The sequence below is a fragment of the Moorella sp. E306M genome (assembly GCF_006538385.1).
Lineage (GTDB): Bacteria > Bacillota > DSM-521 > Neomoorellales > Neomoorellaceae > Neomoorella.
This window is the reverse complement of record NZ_BJKO01000001.1, coordinates 72,266-92,604: the sequence shown is the minus strand read 5'-3', so window position 1 is coordinate 92,604 and position 20,339 is coordinate 72,266. Positions and strand designations below refer to the sequence as shown.

The window sequence follows — 20,339 nt, the reverse complement described above, 5'->3', positions numbered from 1 at the left end:
ATAGATAGCAGGGGTTGCAGGGAGGGGGATGGACCATCAAACCTACTGAATTTGAAGCGCTGTTTCAAACCTACTATCCCCGGGTATACCGCCGCCTCTATTATCTCCTGGGAGAGCGGGCGGCAGCCGAGGACTTGACCCAGGAGGTCTTCCTCAAGCTGTACCACCAGCCGCCCCGGGATAAGAGCAACCTCGGTGGGTGGCTCTTGCGGGTGGCCGCCAACCTGGCCTATAACCACCTCCGCGGCGAAGAGCGGCGCCGCCGCCGCGAGGAGGAGCGGGTGCAGGAAACCTCCAGCGTTATACCTCTGGAAGAAGCAGTCATCCGCGACCAGGAAGCCCGGCAGGTCCATATCTGCCTGGCCCAGCTGCCACCCCGGGACCGCCTCTGCCTGCTGTTAAAGAATATAGGTTACAGCTACGCCGAGATTGCTGCGGTTATCCAGGTGGATAAAAATTCAGTGGGAACCATCCTGGCCCGGGCCCGGCGGCATTTCGCCGCCCTGTATAAGGAACTGGAGGGGAGGGACGACCATGTGCCCGGAAGAGGGCATTCTCCAGGCTTATCTTGATGGGGAATTGGATACGGCTATGACAGCTAGGGTGGCCGGCCACTTGGCCGGGTGTGCCGCTTGCCGGCAGCGGCTGGCTGCTTTAGAGGAATTAGCTGCCGGCGTGGCTGCACCCCTGCAGGCCTACCAGCAGGGGACGGAGGCCGTAGCCCGTCTTTTACGGGTGCCCCGGACCGGGCCGGCGGCCTCCCAGTACCAGCCCCTGACTAAACTAAAGGGGATAGGAAACATGCTCCGGCAGCACAAATGGTTTTCCGGTGTGGCCGCGGCCGTCGTGGCCCTGGCCATCTTTTTAAGCTGGGCCCCGGGCCGTAGCCTGGCCGCCCAGTTCCTGAACATCTTCCGCATGGAAAAGATCCAGGTGGTCAAGATCACCCCCGAAGATATGGCCCAGCTGGATAAACTCTTTAACGGCCAGGGGGGCGAGGTGGACATCAGGAACTTCGGCCGGGTGGAGGTCCGGCGGCCGGCAGAGCCGCGGGTTGAGGTAGACCCGGCCCAGGTGGAGGCCCTGAGTGGTATTAAACTGGATCTGCCTGCCACCCTGGCCGGGCGGGCAAGGGCGGCCGTATACATTGAGCAGGCCCCGACCATCACCTTCACCCCCGATGTGGAAAACCTCAACAGCTATCTCCGGAAACACGGCGGCGTCCCGCTGCCTGATGAACTTGCGGGCAAGTCCTTTACCCTGAACATCCCTCCCCTGGTCATAGCCGACTATGGCCAGCCGGGCAAAGGTTTTACCCTCTACGCCGCCCGCGACCTGACCATTGATGCGCCCCAGGGGGTCGACGCGGTAGCCCTGCGCGAGGCCCTGCTGAAGCTACCCTTCCTGCCCGAAAACTTGCGCCGGCAACTGGCGGCCATCAACGACTGGCAGCACACCCTGCCCATCCCGCAGACCCAGGGTATGGCGGCGCGGGAGATCACGGTCAACGGCAACCAGGGGGTATACTTTAGTAACGGTGCCACCAACAGCAGCAATGTTATCCTCGCCTGGCGCCAGGGCAACAGCTGGCGGGCTCTGACCGGCTTGCCCCTGGAAGAGGCCCTGCGGGTAGCGGCGGAGGTCAAATAATGGCCTTAATTGAAGCACGGAATTTGACCAAAATTTATGGCCGGCAAGTAGCCTGCCGGGAGATCTGCCTTTCCGTAGAGGAAGGGCAGATCTTCGGCCTCTTAGGACCCAACGGCGCCGGCAAGAGTACCCTGGTAAAGATGCTGGTGGGCCTGGTCTACCCCACGGCCGGGGAGGCAAAGGTTGCCGGCTACACGCCCCAGGACATCAGGGGCCGGCGCCGGGTGGGTTTTTTACCGGAGAACTTCCGCCTCCACGGCTGGATGAAGGGAGAAGAGCTATTGACCTTTCACGCCCGGCTGGCGGGCCTGGAAGGCAGGGCCGCCAGCCGGCGGGCTCATGAAGTCCTGGAACTGGTGGGCTTGAGCGGGGAGGGCCGGAAGCTGGTTGCTAATTACAGTAAAGGCATGCAGCAGCGCCTGGGCCTGGCCGCCGCCCTGGTGGGCGACCCGCGGGTGGTCTTCCTGGACGAGCCCACCTCGGCCCTCGATCCCCTGGGCCGGCGCCAGGTGCGGGAGATCCTCCTGACCCTGAAGGAAGCCGGCAAGACTGTCTTTTTAAACAGCCACCTGTTGAGCGAGGTGGAGCAGGTATGCGATCAGGTGGCCATCATCAACCGGGGTACGGTGGTGGCCGCCGGCCACCTGGCGGAACTGCAGTCCGGCCCAGCGACGGTCGCCATCAGGTTGGCTGGCCTGACGGGAGAACTGGTGGCGGAGCTACGCCGGCTTTACCCCGAACTACAACTGGAAGGTGACCGGCTCACCCTGACCCTGGGTGACCGGGAGGAAATCGCCGATCTGGTGGCCCGGCTGGTGGCCGGGGGCTGTCGCATCTATGAAGTGAGGCCCGGCCATAATTCCCTGGAAGACGTCTTTGTCCACCTGGTGCGGGAGGGGGAGCAGGCATGTGGCTGATGGCCCTCTTTACCTTCCGGGAGGCATGGCGGAAAAAAGTGGCCTTCATCGCCGGCGCCCTCACCCTGGCCTTCCTCATCCTGTACGGCACCGGCCTGCACTTTATTACCAGGGACATGGTGAATACCGCCAATCCCGCCGCCACCGCCGCCAGTTACTTTGCCATGATGCAGACGGTTACCCTTTTTGTCCTGGGGATTTACCTGGCCAGTTTCCTGGCGGCTGGCCTGGCCGTCCTGGCCGCCGTGGGCAGCGTCGCCGGAGAAATCGAAAACGGCACCCTGTACACCCTGGCGGTACGGCCCCTGTCCCGCCGCGACCTGCTCCTGGGGAAATTCCTGGGCCTGGCGGCCATGCTGGTAACCTACGCCGCCCTCTTTTTCCTGGCCCTGGCCGGCCTGGTGTACTGGCAGACAGGCCTGGTCATTCCCGGGCTGGTGCCGGCCCTGGGCCTCTTTATCCTGGAGCCCCTGGTCCTCCTGGCCGTTACCATGCTGGGGACCACCAGGCTAAGTACCCTGGGTAACGGCGTCCTGGCCTTCGCCCTCTACGCCCTGGCCGTAGTCGGGGGTATGATAGAACAGATCGGCGCCCTGGTGGAGAGCACCGCTGCCATTTATACAGGTGTGGTCACCAGCCTCATCCTGCCGGCGGACGCCGTCTACCGGCGGCTGGTGGCGACGGTGGTCGACCGGCTCCCCGTCGGCAACGGCCAGGATATTCCCCGCTTTATCAATCCCCAGTCGATGCTGGGGCCTTTTGGCAGCCAGTCCACCCCCAGCGACTGGATGCTCCTCTATACCCTGGTCTATATCGTCGTTCTGCTGGCGGCGGCAATCTATAGCTTTAAGCGGCGGGATATTTAAGCTCACGGTGCGCTAAACCTTTTTTGCCCTCCAGACTACGACGGGATTAAATTAACAAAAGGCCGCGGCAGGACACCTGCCTGGCAGGCCCTGAGACCCTACGGCCCGCACACTGCCAGGGTTTGGCTTAACTACCTTCACTTGATTGATGCGGCAATCCGGAATATCCTCGTCCTTGGACAATTGGTCGTACCCGGACTTCCGGGTGCCCTATGGCGGCCGGTAGTAGAACCGCTATAGTATTTTTAAAACGGGAAGGTGGTGTCAAGGGGGGTGTGGTATAATAAACTAAAATAGCGTACACGAAAAGGAGTTAAAAGTCATAGGTGGGACCTTGAGTAATGGATATGAACAGCAATCTGGAACGGTTGAAGGCGGAAGTGGCCTCCCTGTCCCGGGAAGAGGCGGCGGAGTTACTGGCCTATATTCAAAGCAAGTTTGACCTGGAAGTGCGCGACTGGTTAGCCGCCGGGAGACGCTTCATTGAACAAAATAAAGGTGCCTTAAAGGATCTGGCCAAATGAAGTATCCCAGCATGGAGGTCGTTCTGGCCCTCTACCAGGAAACCATGGCCAGGACGGGCGGGCTATCCGGCCTGCGGGATCTTGCCCTGCTAGAAGCAGCCCTAGCCCGGCCGCATAGCACCTTTGACGGCAAGGAACTATACCCCACCCTTTTCTTGAAAGCTGCCTGCCTGATGCATAGTCTGATTTTAAATCATGCCTTCGTGGACGGGAATAAGCGCATCGGTGTGGTGCTGGCCGGTACCATGCTGGCTATGAACGGCTACCAGCTGGAGGTAGAGCGTCGGTAAATGGTCTCCTTTACCTTGAGCGTAGCCGAGGGGGAGCGTAGCGTTGAAGAGATCGCTGCCTGGCTGGAGGCACACAGCCGGGCGATTGCCATATAACAGTCCTACTGACAACCAAACCCGGAGGGCTTTGGCTTGTTGGAAAGGTCGGCCTATCTTCTGGCGTTACAAATGATGCATTGAAGCTGGCGGGTGTGGTACAATACTAGTGGTACAATACTATGTAATAAAACATGATACCAGCCTATTGATGCGGAAGAGAAGACATCTTCACCCGCCTAAAACAAAAGATAGAGGTGATAAAAATTGTCCTCTCACCGTTTTCTAGTTGTAATCGAGCAAGATGAAGATGGCAAATATATTGCCTCGGTACCATCTCTCCCCGGATGCCACACCCAAGCAGATAACCTTACTGATCTGGAGAAGCGAATTCAAGAGGCAATAAAGCTTTACCTGAATGAGAACGGTCATGTTATTATGGCAGCGGAAAAGTTTATCGGAATTCATCAGGTCGAGGTTCAAGCATGACAAAGCTTGCAATTATTTCTGCTGAAGATATGGAACGTATATTAATCCATTTTGGAAGAATATGAGAAATTGAGGCAAAAAGTTCTCTGATATTCGCCAACGCAGCTATATTTTTATAGTTAAAGTCTGAAGATACCGCTTTAACCTTATAAGGCAGCCTTAACCGGCTGCTTTTCTTATTATTTCGCACCCAAAAGAAAGGACCGCGTTGCCGGCGCTTCAACCGGGGTAATTAACCAGCGGTTTAACTGAATTTACAGGGGCATTATTGACAACCTGCCACAGGTGATCTATTATAGCATTGTATTAACTGTAATATTATAATTAATACAGAAGAAGGAGGTGCCTATGTTACAGCTTGATTACAGGGACCGCCGCCCCCTGCACGAACAGATCAAGGAAAAGATTAAAACGCTGATCATTACCGGGGTGTTGCAACCGGACGAACGGATACCCTCGGTGCGTGAACTGGCCCAGTTGCTGACCGTTAATCCCAACACAATCCAGAAAGCCTACAAAGACCTGGAGGCGGAAGGCTTCATCTACTCCATCCGGGCCAAAGGCAGCTTTGTCACACCCCGGGACCGTTCAGCCCCGCACCCCCGGCTGGAGGAACTGATGCGGGAACTGGAGCGAAACGTGGCCGAATTAATGTATTTGAACGTACCGATGGAACAATTGCTGGATACCATTCGTGCCATCTATAAAAAGGGAGGTCTGAATGAGTGATTGAAGTCAGAAAGCTCAGCAAAAGCTTTGGCAGATTTAAAGCTCTGGAAAATGTCAATATCGATGTCAAAAAAGGTTCCGTTTACGGCTTGCTGGGCCCGAATGGCGCCGGGAAAACCACCCTCATCAAACACCTGGCCGGAGTCTATCGCCAGGATGCGGGGACCATCACCATTGCCGGCCAACCGGTTTATGACAATCCGGCCGTCAAGTCGTTCCTGGTTTACATACCAGATGACCTGTATTTTTTCTCGCAATACAGCATCGAGGAAACAGCCCAATTTTACGCCAGCTTCTACCCGGCTTGGAACTGGGAAAGATACCGGGTTTTAAAACAGGTGTTCTCCATAGACCCCCGGCGCAGAATCACCCGCCTGTCCAAAGGCATGCAGAAACAGGTGGCTTTCTGGCTGGGCATCTGCGTCATGCCCCGGGTGATGATCCTGGATGAACCGGTCGACGGCCTTGACCCGGTAATGCGTAAGAAGGTCTGGAATCTGGTGCTGCAGGACGTCGCCGAACGCGAAACCACGGTGCTAGTTTCCTCCCACAACCTGCGGGAATTGGAGGATGTTTGTGACCACGTTGGCATCCTGTACAACGGCACCATCCTGGTGGAAAAAAATCTTGATGATTTAAAGACAGATATACACAAACTTCAGGTAGCGTTTGCCGGCGAAGTACCTCCAGATCTCCTCCGGTCTGGAACGATCCTGCACCGGGAACAAAACGGGAGCATCCTCCTGCTTGTTGTGAAGGGGGATAAAGAGCAAATCCTGGCCGAGATACGGCGGGCCAACCCGGTCATCCTGGATGTTCTACCACTGACGCTGGAGGAGATCTTCATCTATGAACTGGGGGGAAGCGGTTATGACATTCAGAATGTCCTTATTTAATAAGGGGCTGATGGCCAGTGATCTCAAACGTTTCTGGTGGGTCAGCGCCCTGTACGGCCTGTTCCTGATCTTAATCCTGCCTTTTCACCACATGGTGCAGGATATACCTGCCAGTAACAGGTGGGCCAGGGAAATGCTGCAAAGATCGCTGGACATTTTCTCCGGCCAGAGCGGAATGCAGGCCATTCTAATCTGCACCGTGCCCATCATCCTGGTGGTGCTGCTTTTCCAGTATTTGCATAACAGCCGGGCGGTGGCGGTGATGCACAGCCTGCCATTCAATCGCTACACCCTTTTCTGCAGCCACAGCGTCGCGGGGCTGGTGCTGCTGCTCCTGCCCGTTACGGTCACCGGGCTGGTATTGGCGGTCCTGAATATGACTACTCCCTTAAAGGAGTATTATTCCCTGCTGGATATTCTCCGGTGGATGGGCATGACGGCCCTATTTGACACGCTGTTATTCGCGATTACCGTTTTTGTGGGTATGTTCACGGGCAATGCCATTGCCCATATCGCCTTTACCTATATCCTGCAGGTCCTGCCCATAGGGTTATATGTTCTTCTGACGGAAAACCTCCGCCACTTGATTTACGGCTACGCCAGCCTCAACCATCCCGGCGACCTGCGGTACAACTTTCCTTTGATGATGTTTACCAGCGGTACCGAGAGCGATCTTTTTACCGCCGGAACCGTCGCGGTGTATCTCCTGTTCGCCGCCTTGTTCCTGGCTGCCGCCGCCTATGTCTACAAGTTAAGGCACGCGGAAGCGGCCGGTGATGTCATCGCCTTTACAATCATGCGGCCGGTTTTTAAGTACGGCGTAACCGTTTGTGCGATGCTCCTGGCGGGAGCGTACTTTGCCAATGTATACAGGGGCGCTTTTCCTATTATTGTTTGGGGGTACGTACTGGGTTCCCTATTGGGCTACTTTACGGCCGAATCCCTGCTGCAGAAATCTTTGAAGGTCTGGTCGTCGTACAGGGGTTATCTGGGATATATCGCGATCATTGTGGTGCTGCTGCTCGGGATTGTCACCGACGCCACCGGCTATGTGCATCGCGTCCCCGAACCGGAAAAGGTGAAGAAAGTCTACTTTGGTACCAATATTAACGCGTGGATATACCTGGAAAAACTGAAAGATATAAAAGATCAAGGCATCAAGTACGAGGGCGCCATCTTCTTTGAAAACAGGGACAACATCAAGCATATCACCCGCCTGCACCGTCAATTGCTGCAGAACCCCCGCGATAAAAAAGGGGTACCCCGCTATATTATTTATACCCTGAAGGACGGTGGTTACTTAGTCCGCCAGTATTATATCGACGAAAAACAATATGCTTCCCTGCTCAAACCCATCTACGAATCCCTGGAATATAAACAGGCCAGGTTCCCGGTGGTGGCCCAGGACCCGGCTGAAATTAAATTGATCGAAATCGACGATGACCGCACCCCCAAAAGAGCGGTTATCCTGACTGACAGGGTGGAGATCGGGGAGTTTGCGGCCCGGTTGCAACAGGATGTGCTGAACACTACCTTTGACGAACTCGTCGCCAGGACGGATGATTATGTGCACATCAATATTGAGGACGTTAACGGGAGATCCGTGCATTATACCCTCCGCGACGGCTACAGGTCGGTTATCAACTGGCTCAAAGAAAAAGGGTATTATGAGAGTATCATGCTGCTGCCGGATGAAGTCGAATATGCCGTCCTGGAATATCCTTTACCCCCGGAGGCCTCGAAGACCGGTTCGGCATCCAGGCGGGTTGAAATCAGGGAGCGCCGGTTAATCGAGGAATTGCTCAGTATAAACGGACCGGATGACTTCACCGACCGTGACAAAACCATCAGTGTGATATTTTCCGGGAGGGCAACCACGGGCCCCTTCGAGTTCCACCGCTTTATCCACCGGGACTGGCCGGTTTCGGCGGCATTAAAAGAATACATGCAACAGCTGGATTAGCACCGGTCCTACCGGTTTCCTGAGGAAATGGGTAGACATATAAAGAGGCTCCTGGCTGGCAGGAAGCAGGGTTGTCAACAATATACCTTGGACAAAAGGCCTCGTCTCTGGTAAATTAGGGATGAGGCTTTTTGATATCGTACAAGGGGGATTACCATTGAGTCTTTTCAGCAAGCTTAAAGACGGTTTAAAAAAGACGCGGCAGAATTTCACTCAACGGCTGGGCACCTTGCTAGTTGGCAGCAGCCGCCTGGATGACGATTTCTTTGACGAACTGGAAGAAATATTATTGACGGCCGATGTTGGCGCCAGGACCAGCATGGAACTGGTGGAACGTTTGCGCCAGGAGGTTAAGGCCCGCAAGGTAACAGACCCGGCCGCGGTAGGTACTTTTTTGCAAGAAGAAGTTACCCGGCTACTGGGAGAAGAGGTGCCCCGTTTAAACAGGGCGCCGTCACCGCCGACGGTGATCTTGGTGGTAGGTGTCAACGGCGCCGGTAAGACGACCACCATCGGCAAGCTGGCTTATCGTTTAAAACAGGAAGGTAAAAAGGTCATCCTGGCGGCAGCCGACACTTTCCGGGCTGCCGCCGGCGAGCAGCTGGCCGTATGGGCCGAACGGGCCGGGGCTGAACTGATCCGCCACCAGGCCGGGGCCGATCCGGGCGCAGTAGTTTACGATGCTTTACAAGCGGCCCGCAACCGCCGCGCCGACGTGGTGCTGGTGGATACGGCCGGCCGCCTGCAAACCAAAGTTAATCTGATGGATGAGCTAAAAAAAATTCGCCGCGTTATTGAACGGGAACTGCCGGGGGCGCCCCATGAGGTGCTCCTGGTCCTGGACGCCACCACCGGCCAGAATGCCCTGTCCCAGGCCAGGCTCTTTAGTGAGGCGGTGGGAGTTACTGGTATCGTGTTAACCAAGCTCGACGGCACGGCCAAGGGCGGGGTGGTTTTGGCTATTGCCGCCGAAATGGGCATTCCGGTCAAGCTGGTGGGCCTGGGCGAAGGCCTGGATGATCTGAAGGAATTTCAACCCCGGGACTTTGCTGCTGCCTTATTCAGCGGCCTGTCTGGGGAAAAGGAGGAATAACCCTTGGGCAAAATTTTAATCAAAGATTGTGCCATCGTCCCCATTAGCAGCCCGGTAATTGAAAAGGGCGTCATTGCCATCGACGACGACCGCCTTCATTATGTCGGACCGACAGGAGGCTTACCAGCCGACTGGCAGCCGGATACTGTTATCGAGGCCGGCGATAAGGTGGCCCTCCCAGGCCTGGTCAATGCCCACACCCACGCGGCCATGACCCTGCTGCGGAGCTACGCCGACGATCTTCCCCTGAAACAGTGGCTGGAAGAAAAGATCTGGCCCCGGGAGGATAAACTTACCCGGGAGGACATTTACTGGGGCGCCAAGCTGGCCTTGCTGGAAATGATTCGCTCCGGCACCACCACTTTTGCTGATATGTATTTCCAAATGGACGCCGTGGCCGAAGCCGTTGTCGAGGCCGGCCTGCGGGCCTGCCTCAGCCAGGGCCTCATTGGCCTTCAGGACGGGCAGGGAAAACGCCTGGCCGCCGGTGTCAGCCTGGTGAAAGAGTGGCATGGCGCCGGTGACGGCCGCGTGACCACCATGCTGGGCCCCCATGCCCCCTATACCTGCCCCCCGGATTACCTGACGAAAGTGGCCAAGACGGCGGCCGGACTGGGGGTGGGTATACATATTCACCTGGCGGAAACGAAGGGAGAGGTAGAAGATATTCAGGCCCGTTACGGGGCCACTCCGGTAGCCCTGATCGAAAAATTGGGCCTGTTCGACCTGCCGGTCCTGGCCGCCCACTGCGTCCACCTGACCACAGAAGATATTTCTATCCTGGCAGAAAAAAAGGTTGGTGTCGCCCACTGTCCGGAGAGCAACCTGAAGCTGGCCAGCGGGGTGGCGCCGGTGGCGGCGATGCTGGCTGCCGGTGTCAATGTGGCCATCGGCACCGACGGCGCTGCCAGCAACAACAACCTGGATATGGTGGCCGAAATGCGTACCTGTGCCCTGCTGGCCAAAGGGATAAGCGGTGATCCCACCGTAGTTCCCGCTCACCAGGCCCTGGTTATGGCCACCTTGAACGGTGCCCGGGCCCTGGGCCTGGAAAAGGACATCGGCACCCTGGAGACCGGGAAAAAAGCCGATCTGATCCTGGTAAACAAGCACCAGCCCCACTTAATGCCGCCCCATAATGTAGAAGCCAACCTGGTTTATGCCGCCCGCGGGAGCGATGTGGATACGGTAATCGTTAACGGGAAAATTCTCATGGCCGCCGGGGAAGTAAAGACCCTGGACGCCGGGGAAATTTACGCCCAGGTAATGAAACGGGCCGGTAGAGGGTAAAAAAATTCCACCTCCTTCCACGCCTACGGGGTTAGCTGCCGGGTGCGGACCAAGGATGGCCCTACCGCGGTGACCCGCGGATTAACCCCCTGGAAATGGTTCCCCCGTTTTCCACCGAGGAAATTCGGCGATCTGGTGGAAGAAAGGATGGAATTGATGGCATTTTTATCGTAGCATGAAGGTCCTATTTTGTTAACATAAAACTTAATGGTAAAACCCAATGGTTTTTCCAGGACCAATTTCAGGTTTCCTTGATTTCAATATGGGGGGAGTAACCTGTGGAGTACCGCCAGCTGGGTAAAACGGGGATGAAGGTTTCCGAGCTATGTTTCGGCGCTCTGCCCATGGGGCCGCGCCAGAAAAACCTCGACATTGACACCTGCACCAGGATTATCAAAAGAGCCCTGGACGGAGGGGTTAATTTCATCGATACGGCGCAAATTTATGAGACCTACGAGCCTATCCGGCGGGCTATTCACGCCTACGGCGGTGAAGTGATTATCGCCACCAAGTCCGCAGCTGTCACCTATGAGGATATGGAGCGGGCTATCCAGGAGGCCCGGGAGAAGCTCCAGCTGGATTATATCCATATTTTCCACCTGCATGCGGCCCGGGCAACGGAGCATATTTTCGAAGAAAGGGCGGGCGCCTGGCGCTGCCTCCTCGATGCCCGGGAGAAAGGGCTTATCGGGGCCGTTGGTATTGCTACCCACGGCGTGGCGGCGGTGCGGAAAGCGGCCGCCGAAAAAGAAATAGATGTTATCTTTCCCCTGGTAAATATCAAGGGCATGGGCATCATCGACGGCAGCCGCGCAGACATGCTGGCCGCCATTTCGACAGCCGTGGCTGCCGGCAAGGGGATTTACCTGATGAAGGCCCTGGCCGGGGGGAACCTCTTGGACAACTACCAGGAGGCCATGGCCTTTGCCCGCCAGGTACCGGGTATTGCCGCCGTCGCCGTAGGTATGGTCAGCGAGGCAGAGGTGGATTACAACCTGCGCTTTTTTAACGGCGAGGACCCGGGGAAAATAGAGATTGCCGCCAAAGAGTTTACCGTGGTGGAGACCGTCTGCAGCGGCGACGGCGCCTGTCTTAAGGCCTGCACCAACGACGCTATAACCTTAGTTAACGGTAAAGCCAGGATCGACCGCGGCAAATGCCTTCTCTGCGGCTACTGCACCGAGGTGTGCCCGCAGTTTGCCATCAGGATGATCTAGTGTCAAAGCCCTGCCCTTGACACCTCCGGGAATGTGCCCTATAATTCTTATCGGTGGTGCTTATGCTTGACCAGCTGGCCCGGGTGGCGCGTCTGTACGATTTTTACGGCCCCCTTCTTACCCCCAAGCAGAGGCAGTGGCTGGAACTCCACTACCACCACGACCTTTCCCTGGGAGAGATAGCTGATGAAGAAGGGATCAGCCGCCAGGCTGTCTACGACGGCCTGCATAGGGCGATCAAAGCCCTGGAGGATTATGAAGCCCGCCTGGGTTACCTGCAGCGGGAACTCACCCTGCGGGAACAGCTGGCAGCAGCTATCAGGCACCTGGAAAACTACCGCCATGGTGGCGGGGAAGGGGAGCTGGCTGAAGCTTCCCGCATCCTTGAGCGGCTCCTGGAACTGCCGGAGGGCAGTACGGGGAAGAATTAAACTGGCGCAGATTTAAATGTAGCAGATTTATATGTAATTGTTCCCAATACGGGGGTGAAACAGGTGGCCGTCTTTGCTTCTCTGGCCGACAAGCTCCAGGAAACCTTTAAAAAACTGCGCGGTAAAGGCAAGCTCACCGAAGCTGACGTGACAGCCGCCATGCGGGAGATCCGCCTGGCTTTACTGGAAGCCGACGTCAACTTCAAGGTCGTCAAGGATTTTATCAACCGGGTCAAAGAGCGGGCCGTCGGCCAGGAAGTCATGCAGAGCCTCACCCCCGGCCAGCAGGTGGTTAAGATTGTCCATGAGGAGCTGACGGCCCTCATGGGCGGCAGCGAGAGTAAAATCAACTGGGCCAGCCAGCCGCCGACGGTCATCATGCTGGTTGGCTTACAGGGCGCCGGTAAGACAACTACTGCTGCCAAACTGGCCCGCCTGGTGCAAAATCAGGGCCGGCGGCCCCTGCTGGTGGCTGCTGATGTTTATCGTCCGGCGGCCGTTAAACAGCTCCAGGTCCTTGGGGAGCAGTCAAAGGTACCGGTATTCAGCATGGGGGAAGGGATCAATCCAGTAGATATTGCCCGGGCCGCGGTAGAGCACGCCCGTAAGTTTGGCAGTAACCCTGTCATCCTGGATACTGCCGGCCGGCTGCATATTAACGAAGCCATGATGGCTGAACTGGCGGCCATTAAAGAGGCAGTCAACCCCCAGGAAATTCTCCTGGTAGTAGATGCCATGACCGGCCAGGACGCCGTGCAGGTGGCTTCTATCTTTCACCAGCAGCTGGGCCTGACAGGGGTAATACTCACCAAACTGGACGGCGATACTCGCGGCGGTGCCGCCCTATCCGTCCGGGCGGTTACCGGGTGCCCCATAAAATTTATCGGCATGGGAGAAAAAACCGATGCCCTGGAAACCTTCCACCCGGACCGCCTGGCTTCCCGCATCCTGGGGATGGGGGATGTCTTGAGCCTCATTGAAAAGGCCCAGGCCAATCTTGACGTAGAGAGGGCCAGAGAACTACAGAGGAAGATTCGCCAGCAGGAGTTTACCCTGGAAGATTTCCTGGAGCAGATGAAGCAGATGAAGAAGATGGGTCCTTTGGAGGAAATCTTAAGCATGTTACCCGGGGCCGGGAAAATGAAGCAGTTAAAGGATCTCCAGATTGACCCGAAAGAATTGGTCCACACCGAGGCCATTATCCAGTCCATGACCCCGGAGGAGCGCCGCAACCCGGCCATCATAAACGGCAGCCGCAAAAAACGCATCGCCGCCGGCAGCGGTACCCGGGTTCAGGATGTAAATCGTCTGCTGCGCCAGTTTGAAGAAGCCAAAAAGCTAATGCAACTTTTAGGCGAAGGCGGTAGCAAGATAAAAAAGAAAGGCCGCCTCCCTTTCCCTTTTTAAAAGGAGGTGACTGCATATGGCAACCAAGATCCGCTTAAAGCGTATGGGGGCTAAAAAAGCACCTTTTTACCGGGTGGTAGTAGCCGATTCCCGCTCGCCCCGTGATGGCCGGGTAATTGAAGAGATTGGGTACTATAACCCCGTCAAACAACCTGCCGAAATCAATGTTGATGAGGAAAAAGCCCTGCGCTGGCTGAGTACCGGAGCGCAGCCTTCGGAAACAGTGCGCGCCCTGTTGAAAAAAGCTGGTGTCTGGCAGAAATTTGTTGCTGCCAGGGAAGCTAAATAGGGGGGATAATAATGAAGGAATTGTTATTGACCCTGGCCCAGGCCCTGGTAGATCACCCCGATCAGGTCAGCGTTAACCAGGTAGAAGGAGAAAGATCAGTTATCCTGGAGCTCAGGGTGGCCCAGGAGGACATGGGTAAGGTCATTGGCAAACAGGGACGTATCGCCCGGGCCATCCGTACCCTGGTTAAAGCTGCCGCTGCCCACCAGGGCAAGCGGGTAGTTGTGGAGATTATCCAGTAGAGATGGTACCTGACAGGATCGACGTCGGTAAAATTGTGGCTACCCACGGTATCCGGGGAGAGGTAAAAGTAGAACCCTGGACGGACTTTCCCGAGCGTTTCCGGCCCGGGACCAGGATGCTTCTCCAGCTGGGAGAAGAGATAAGGGCGGTAACTATAGCCGGGGCCCGCCCCCACGGCCGGCACCTGATCCTCAAGCTGGCGGAAGTTAATGATTGCGATCAGGCCGGGGCATTACGCGGGGCGGTTCTTAAGGTAGAGCCCTGGGAAGTGGAACCCCTTCCGGAAGGGCATTATTATATTTTCCAGTTAGTGGGAAGCCGGGTTTATACTACCGGCGGCGAATTCCTGGGAATTTTAACCGAGGTGTTAACCACCGGCGCCAATGATGTCTATGTCGTCAAGGGCACCGGGAAAAAGGAAATACTAATACCGGCCTTAAAAGACGTAGTGCGTAAAATTGACCTGGCCCGGAGGGAAATGACCGTCGCCCTGCCACCGGGTTTGCTGGATTAGGGGGCCTTGCCCTTGCGGGTTGATGTGCTGACCATTTTCCCCGAGATGTTCACCGGGTTTTTAAATACGAGTATTATCAAACGGGCGCGGGAACAGGGCCGTTTAAATGTTAACCTGGTCGATATCCGGGCCTATGCCAGGGACAAACACCGCAATGTTGACGACTATCCCTTTGGCGGCGGGCCGGGGATGGTCATGCTCGCCGAACCTATCTTCCTGGCTGTGGAGGCTTTGTTACCCGAAGCAGCTGCCGCCAGGCCGCCCATCATCCTTTTATCACCCCAGGGCGAGGTCTTTAACCAGGCCCTGGCCGCGGAACTGGCCGGGGAAGAACACCTTATTCTCATTTGCGGCCATTATGAAGGCGTCGATGAACGGGTCAGGCAGTTTTTGGTAAACCGGGAAATATCAATTGGCGACTATGTCCTGACAGGCGGCGAGCTGCCGGCCATGGTAGTTATTGACGCCGTTACTCGCCTGTTACCGGGGGTACTGGGAGACCCGGCGGGGGCGAGGGAGGATTCCTTTGCCATGGGCCTGCTGGAATATCCTCAGTATACCAGGCCCCGCTCCTTTCGCGGGCTGGAAGTACCCGAAGTCTTGCTATCGGGTAATCATGAAAGAATAAGGCGCTGGCGGCGCCAGCAGGCTCTAGAACGGACCTGGCGGCGGCGGCCGGATTTGCTGGCGAAGATAGAGTTAAGCCCCGAAGACCGGCGCCTGCTGGCGGATATTATCCGCCGTGCCGGCAGTGAAGACCTGCCAGGGGAATAAATCCGTAAGACCATTCGCAAGTTGTTTCCTGGTGAAAACCTGTGGTATAATAAACGCTGGTGTTACCGGCAGGGAAAGGAGGGGTTGCGTTGAATATTCTGGAAGCCCTGGAAAAGGAACAAATGCGTTCAGATATACCCGACTTTAGACCAGGGGATACTGTACGTGTACATGTCAAGGTCATTGAAGGCAACCGGGAGCGTATCCAGGTTTTTGAAGGAACGGTCATTGGCCGCCGCGGGCGGGGTATAAATGAAACCTTTACCGTCCGCAGGGTTTCCTATGGTGTGGCGGTAGAGAGGATTTTCCCCGTTCATTCACCGCGTATTGAACGTATCGAAGTGGTAAGGCACGGCCGGGTCAGGCGGGCAAAGCTCTATTACCTGCGCGGACGGGCCGGTAAAGCTGCCCGGATTAAAGAAGAGAGGTAACATAGTCGAACAACGGGACTGGTGCTCAAATCAGTCCCGTGTTTGACTAATAGGGGGCGTCAACTGTTGGAGGAAAGTAAGAAAGCGGCAGGGGAAATTAAAGGTTCGGCCTGGTGGAGAGATTTACTCCAGTCCCTGGTAATCGCCGCCGTTTTAGCTCTAATCATCCGGAGTTTTCTTTTTACCCCGTTTTATATTCCTTCACCGTCCATGGAACCAACCCTTTACCCCGGGGACCGCATTATTGTTAACCGCCTGGCCTACCGCCTGGGAGAACCCCAGCGCGGTGATGTAGTAGTTTTTCGATACCCCCTCGATCCCAGCCGCGATTATGTCAAACGGGTGGTGGCCGTTGGGGGGGATATAGTTGAGGCGCGGGATAATGTTCTCTATATCAACGGCCAGCCCCAGCCACCGGCAAGCTATTTACCGCCGGGAGTAGTCTACAGTGACTTTGGACCTATTAAAGTACCGCCCAACAACTACTTTATGATGGGAGATAACCGTAATAACAGTGCCGACAGCCGGGTATGGGGGACCCTGGACAGGAAGCTGATTATCGGCAAGGCGGTCCTGGTTTATTGGCCTTTAAATCATATCGGACTCATCAGGTAGGTGGCAGTATGCCGGCAGGATTAAAGTCCTTGCGCCAGTACCTGAAGGTTGTCGACATTGTCCTGGAAGTCGCCGATGCCCGCCTGCCTTCGTCCAGCCGTTACCCCGGATTGGAGACAATCCTCGGTAGCAGGGCACGGATCCTGGTTTTAACCAGGATCGATCTGGCTGAGCCCGCGGCCACGACACGCTGGCTGGATGTCTTCCGGGCTGGTGGGACTCCCGCCGTGGCCGTCAATGCCCGAACGGGAGAAGGCATGCGGGCTTTACGTCAGCAACTGGCCGGTATAGCGAAGGAAAAAAAGGAAAAACTGGCCCGGAAAGGGTTACGGGCACGGCCGTTAAGGATCATGGTTCTGGGGATTCCCAATGTCGGCAAATCTTCACTGTTAAATCGCCTGGCGGGACGGGGAGCAGCCCGTACCGGTGACCGGCCCGGGATTACCCGCGGGCCCCAGTGGATCCGTATAGAGGGCGATATGGAACTCCTGGATACCCCTGGTGTTCTCTGGTCCCACTGGCACGAACCGGGGACGGCCCTGTGGTTGGGAGCCATTGGCTGTGTTCCTGAAGGTATTTTGCCCGTTACCGATATAGCTAACCTGGTGGTAGAATTTTTACTCGCTAAAGCCCCGGAACTCCTGCGGACAAGATATGGTATCACTGAGCAGGAAGCCGCGGGAGCAAATTTACTCGCGGCCATTGGTCGCCGGCGTGGTTATCTCCTGCCCGGCGGTATTATTGACCAGGAAAAGACGGCACAAGCCCTGGTTAATGATTTCCGGGAAGGATATTTAGGTCGCTTTACCCTGGAGCTCCCATGAAAAAATCTCAACAGCATTCCCGGGGGCCTGGATAGAACCTGGTCAGAATACTTGACAAAACTGACAGAAGTGCATCATTATTTCAACGAGATCCTTTTCCGATTATATCGTGGCAGCGGGAAAGAGGTGGAAGTTGTGCCGGCCGGTAAGATTTCCATTGTGATTGCTGATGACCATCCGTTGGTGCGGGAAGGCATTCGCAAGATCCTGGAACTGGAGCCGGGCATTCAGGTGGTTGCCGAGGCCGGGGACGGGCAGGAAGCCATTGCCATGGCCCGGCGTCACCACCCGGACGTAATTTTAATCGATATTAACATGCCCGGTTTAAACGGTATCGAAGCTACCAAGGTGATCCGCCGGGAACTGCCCCAAACCGGCATCCTGGCCCTGACCATACACGATGACGAGGAATATATCATTGAATTGCTAAAATGCGGGGTTTCCGGCTATGTCCTTAAGGACATCGGCGCCGAAGAACTGGTCAAGGCTATTTTCCAGGTAGCCCGGGGATACCAGGTAATTCACCCCGGCATAGCCCCCAAGGTAATTGATTATATCCAGAAGAAGGACCTGCCTGCTAATTCATCTATAGGGGGGCTACCTTTAACGCCCAGGGAACGGGAAATTTTAGTTCACGTCAGCCTGGGGAAATCAAACCGTGAGATAGCCCGGGACTTATATATTAGTGAAAAAACGGTAAAAAACCATTTAACGAATATCTTTCATAAAATTGGTGTTAGCGATCGTACCCAGGCAGCTCTTTATGCCTTGAAACACGGCTTAAGTGGTGGTAATCTAATATAGGTGATAAAAAAGGTGGCCGAAGTGCAAGGTGTAAGCCTGGAAGAACAGGAGCGGGTAGAGGCCCTTTACGCCTGGGAGCGGCGCTTACAGCGCCGGGGTGCCGTGTATATAGCCGGCGTGGATGAAGCCGGCCGCGGTCCCTTAGCCGGGCCGGTAACTGCCGCTGCCGTTATCTTGCCACCGGGTTTGTTTATCGCCGGCCTCAATGATTCTAAAAGAATACCACCTGCTAGGCGCCGGCAGCTGGCTGGAATAATTAAAAAAGAAAGCCTGGCCTGGGCCGTTGGCTGGGCTTCGGTTAAGGAGATTGATTGCCTGAATATCCTGGTGGCTTCCCGGTGGGCCATGTGGCGGGCCTTAATGGCTTTACCCATTAAGCCCGACCATGTTTTAGTTGACGGCTTGAAACTACCAGGTTTCCCTGTACCCCAGACCCCCCTGATAGGGGGCGACGCGTTAAGCGCCTCCATTGCGGCTGCCTCGATCCTGGCCAAGGTGGCCAGGGATGAACTGATGGTGGCCTACGACGCTGTTTTTCCCGGTTACGGCCTGGCAGAAAATAAGGGCTACCCAACGCCGGAGCACCGGCGCGCCCTGGCCTGCCTGGGTCCCAGTTCACTGCACCGCTTAAGTTTTAAAAACGCTTTGGTAGTCAAAAGCAGGGATTTTCATAAATATGGCGAATAAGTATGTGAGTATTGCCAAAGGTTATGGGGCCGATTATGGAAAGGAGGTAGTAAGGGTGTTGCAGCAGTATGGGATAATAGCCATTTTCCTCGCTGGCGGGGCAGCTACGGCCATCGCCGCCCTGGCAACCAACTGGCTCCTCCGCCCCCGGGGAAAAGCGGTGGGGGACAAAGTGGCCACCTATGAATGCGGCCTGGATACCAGGGGACCAACGTGGGTCCAGTTTAAAGTAAGTTACTTTTTGTATGCCCTTGTCTTTTTATTGTTTGATATAGAAACTGTTTTTTTATACCCTTGGGCGGTACGTTTTCAAGTTCTGGGGCTATTCGCTTTTATTGAAATGATTATTTTTATAGCTATCCTGGTAATTGGCCTCTGGTATGCCTGGAAGGAGGGTGCGTTAAAGTGGCTGTAGCCAGGTTGAAACCGCCAGAACCCCAAGTGCCTGATAATATTATCCTGTCGACAGTGGGTTATATGCTCAATTTCTGCCGGGCCCATTCCTTCTGGCCGCTAACCTTCGGCCTGGCCTGTTGCGCCATTGAAATGATGGCTGCCGGCGGATCCCGTTATGATATTGCCCGCTTTGGCTACGAAGTTTTCCGGCCTTCGCCGCGCCAGGCTGATTTGATGATTGTGGCGGGAACGGTAACGAAAAAAATGGCACCCATTGTCCGGCGCCTTTACGAGCAGATGCCGGCGCCAAAATGGGTTATCGCCATGGGGAGCTGTGCCATCAGCGGCGGCCCCTTCGTGGATTCTTATAACGTTGTGCCCGGAGTAGATACCATTGTGCCGGTTGATGTTTATGTTCCCGGGTGCGCCCCCCGGCCGGAGGCATTGATTAACGGCCTCCTGCAGCTAAAGAAAAAAGTGATCAATCCTAAAGCAGTGCTGGTGAAGTGAAATGACCGCATTAATTGAAGAATTGCAGGGCCTCTTCCCTGGAGTTCACGGGGAGGAAGGTGTTGATATGCCAGCCCTGGTTGTACCGGCCGACCGGCTGCTGGCGGTAATGAAGGAGTTAAAGGAGAGACGGGGTTATAATTTTTTGACCGACCTGACGGCTGTAGATTACAAAGATGAAGACCGGATAGAAATGGTATACCATTTATTAGCCGTGCCGGAAGCAAAGGAGCTAAGGGTCAAGGTGAACCTCAACCGCCAGCACCCGGAAGTTCCTTCGCTGACTGCTATCTGGCCGGCAGCGGAAGTACAGGAACGGGAAGTCTATGATCTAATGGGGGTCATTTTTAAAGGGCACCCCAACCTGAAAAGGATCCTCTGTCCCGATGATTTTAGCGGCCATCCTTTGCGCAAGGATTTCCAGTTAAATGCCGAAGAAGGGAGGGAATAGGTC

The 20,339-nt window shown here is 55.7% G+C and carries 27 protein-coding genes and 1 riboswitch; all 27 genes read left to right on the top strand.

The genetic code is table 11. The features are described from left to right. Positions 1–14: 14 nt before the first annotated feature. The gene (locus FLZ89_RS00435) at positions 15–572 is read left to right on the top strand and encodes an RNA polymerase sigma factor SigX (protein WP_253256364.1); all 558 of its coding nucleotides are present in this window, start codon (positions 15–17) and stop codon (positions 570–572) included. After that, complete coding sequence (locus tag FLZ89_RS00430) at positions 535–1,650, top strand: anti-sigma factor family protein (RefSeq protein WP_141264242.1); 1,116 nt, start codon at positions 535–537, stop codon at positions 1,648–1,650. Before FLZ89_RS00435 ends, FLZ89_RS00430 begins: the two co-directional genes overlap by 38 nt. Further along, positions 1,650–2,567 (top strand): ABC transporter ATP-binding protein, encoded by a 918-nt coding sequence (locus FLZ89_RS00425; protein WP_141304089.1) that lies wholly within the window; start codon positions 1,650–1,652, stop codon positions 2,565–2,567. Before FLZ89_RS00430 ends, FLZ89_RS00425 begins: the two co-directional genes overlap by 1 nt. Beyond that, positions 2,558–3,433, top strand: a complete 876-nt coding sequence (locus FLZ89_RS00420; protein WP_141264244.1) for an ABC transporter permease — start codon at positions 2,558–2,560, stop codon at positions 3,431–3,433. Before FLZ89_RS00425 ends, FLZ89_RS00420 begins: the two co-directional genes overlap by 10 nt. Positions 3,434–3,774: 341 nt before the next feature. Further along, a complete protein-coding gene (locus tag FLZ89_RS00415) occupies positions 3,775–3,957 on the top strand; it encodes a hypothetical protein (protein WP_141264245.1) in 183 nt (60 codons plus the stop codon). Further along, a complete protein-coding gene (locus tag FLZ89_RS00410; RefSeq protein ID WP_141304088.1) occupies positions 3,954–4,247 on the top strand; it encodes a type II toxin-antitoxin system death-on-curing family toxin in 294 nt (97 codons plus the stop codon). Before FLZ89_RS00415 ends, FLZ89_RS00410 begins: the two co-directional genes overlap by 4 nt. 303 nt (positions 4,248–4,550) lie before the next feature. Further along, positions 4,551–4,772: a type II toxin-antitoxin system HicB family antitoxin gene (locus tag FLZ89_RS00405; RefSeq protein ID WP_141264247.1), complete on the top strand. Its 222-nt coding sequence runs from the start codon at positions 4,551–4,553 to the stop codon at positions 4,770–4,772. Between the two features lie 348 nt (positions 4,773–5,120). Further along, entirely contained in the window at positions 5,121–5,501 is a 381-nt protein-coding gene (locus FLZ89_RS00400; RefSeq protein ID WP_141264248.1) for a GntR family transcriptional regulator, read from the top strand. Then, the gene (locus FLZ89_RS00395; RefSeq protein ID WP_141264249.1) at positions 5,498–6,397 is read left to right on the top strand and encodes an ABC transporter ATP-binding protein; all 900 of its coding nucleotides are present in this window, start codon (positions 5,498–5,500) and stop codon (positions 6,395–6,397) included. The genes FLZ89_RS00400 and FLZ89_RS00395 overlap by 4 nt, the downstream gene beginning before the upstream one ends. Beyond that, the gene (locus FLZ89_RS00390; RefSeq protein WP_141304087.1) at positions 6,372–8,360 is read left to right on the top strand and encodes a DUF6449 domain-containing protein; all 1,989 of its coding nucleotides are present in this window, start codon (positions 6,372–6,374) and stop codon (positions 8,358–8,360) included. Before FLZ89_RS00395 ends, FLZ89_RS00390 begins: the two co-directional genes overlap by 26 nt. A gap of 157 nt (positions 8,361–8,517) precedes the next feature. Continuing rightward, complete coding sequence (gene ftsY / locus FLZ89_RS00385; protein ID WP_141264251.1) at positions 8,518–9,453, top strand: signal recognition particle-docking protein FtsY; 936 nt, start codon at positions 8,518–8,520, stop codon at positions 9,451–9,453. Positions 9,454–9,456: 3 nt separating this feature from the next. Beyond that, entirely contained in the window at positions 9,457–10,743 is a 1,287-nt protein-coding gene (locus tag FLZ89_RS00380) for an amidohydrolase (RefSeq protein WP_141264252.1), read from the top strand. A 5-nt stretch (positions 10,744–10,748) separates the two neighbouring features. Beyond that, positions 10,749–10,883, bottom strand: a riboswitch (cyclic di-AMP (ydaO/yuaA leader). 138 nt (positions 10,884–11,021) lie between these two features. Next, a complete protein-coding gene (locus FLZ89_RS00375) occupies positions 11,022–11,960 on the top strand; it encodes an aldo/keto reductase (protein WP_141264253.1) in 939 nt (312 codons plus the stop codon). Positions 11,961–12,022: 62 nt separating this feature from the next. After that, complete coding sequence (gene ylxM, locus FLZ89_RS00370) at positions 12,023–12,391, top strand: YlxM family DNA-binding protein (RefSeq protein WP_141304086.1); 369 nt, start codon at positions 12,023–12,025, stop codon at positions 12,389–12,391. 63 nt (positions 12,392–12,454) lie between these two features. After that, a complete protein-coding gene (ffh, locus tag FLZ89_RS00365; protein WP_141264255.1) occupies positions 12,455–13,798 on the top strand; it encodes a signal recognition particle protein in 1,344 nt (447 codons plus the stop codon). A gap of 16 nt (positions 13,799–13,814) precedes the next feature. Continuing rightward, the gene (rpsP, locus tag FLZ89_RS00360; RefSeq protein WP_054937393.1) at positions 13,815–14,087 is read left to right on the top strand and encodes a 30S ribosomal protein S16; all 273 of its coding nucleotides are present in this window, start codon (positions 13,815–13,817) and stop codon (positions 14,085–14,087) included. An 11-nt stretch (positions 14,088–14,098) separates the two neighbouring features. Continuing rightward, positions 14,099–14,329, top strand: a complete 231-nt coding sequence (locus FLZ89_RS00355; RefSeq protein ID WP_141264256.1) for a KH domain-containing protein — start codon at positions 14,099–14,101, stop codon at positions 14,327–14,329. A gap of 2 nt (positions 14,330–14,331) precedes the next feature. After that, entirely contained in the window at positions 14,332–14,844 is a 513-nt protein-coding gene (rimM, locus tag FLZ89_RS00350; RefSeq protein WP_141304085.1) for a ribosome maturation factor RimM, read from the top strand. Between the two features lie 12 nt (positions 14,845–14,856). After that, positions 14,857–15,618, top strand: coding sequence for a tRNA (guanosine(37)-N1)-methyltransferase TrmD (trmD, locus tag FLZ89_RS00345; RefSeq protein ID WP_141304084.1), 762 nt, complete (start codon positions 14,857–14,859; stop codon positions 15,616–15,618). A gap of 89 nt (positions 15,619–15,707) precedes the next feature. Further along, complete coding sequence (gene rplS, locus FLZ89_RS00340; RefSeq protein WP_141264259.1) at positions 15,708–16,049, top strand: 50S ribosomal protein L19; 342 nt, start codon at positions 15,708–15,710, stop codon at positions 16,047–16,049. A gap of 66 nt (positions 16,050–16,115) precedes the next feature. Further along, positions 16,116–16,664: a signal peptidase I gene (gene lepB / locus FLZ89_RS00335; RefSeq protein WP_253256363.1), complete on the top strand. Its 549-nt coding sequence runs from the start codon at positions 16,116–16,118 to the stop codon at positions 16,662–16,664. Between the two features lie 8 nt (positions 16,665–16,672). After that, positions 16,673–17,488: a ribosome biogenesis GTPase YlqF gene (ylqF, locus tag FLZ89_RS00330; RefSeq protein WP_141304083.1), complete on the top strand. Its 816-nt coding sequence runs from the start codon at positions 16,673–16,675 to the stop codon at positions 17,486–17,488. Positions 17,489–17,539: 51 nt separating this feature from the next. Then, a complete protein-coding gene (locus tag FLZ89_RS00325) occupies positions 17,540–18,292 on the top strand; it encodes a response regulator (protein WP_253256362.1) in 753 nt (250 codons plus the stop codon). Between the two features lie 12 nt (positions 18,293–18,304). Next, positions 18,305–18,979, top strand: a complete 675-nt coding sequence (locus FLZ89_RS00320) for a ribonuclease HII (RefSeq protein WP_253256361.1) — start codon at positions 18,305–18,307, stop codon at positions 18,977–18,979. A gap of 55 nt (positions 18,980–19,034) precedes the next feature. Next, entirely contained in the window at positions 19,035–19,394 is a 360-nt protein-coding gene (locus tag FLZ89_RS00315) for an NADH-quinone oxidoreductase subunit A (RefSeq protein ID WP_253256360.1), read from the top strand. Positions 19,395–19,399: 5 nt separating this feature from the next. Further along, entirely contained in the window at positions 19,400–19,885 is a 486-nt protein-coding gene (locus FLZ89_RS00310; RefSeq protein ID WP_256369528.1) for an NADH-quinone oxidoreductase subunit B, read from the top strand. Position 19,886: 1 nt separating this feature from the next. Further along, complete coding sequence (locus FLZ89_RS00305; RefSeq protein WP_141264265.1) at positions 19,887–20,336, top strand: NADH-quinone oxidoreductase subunit C; 450 nt, start codon at positions 19,887–19,889, stop codon at positions 20,334–20,336. The last annotated feature ends 3 nt before the right edge of the window (positions 20,337–20,339 follow it).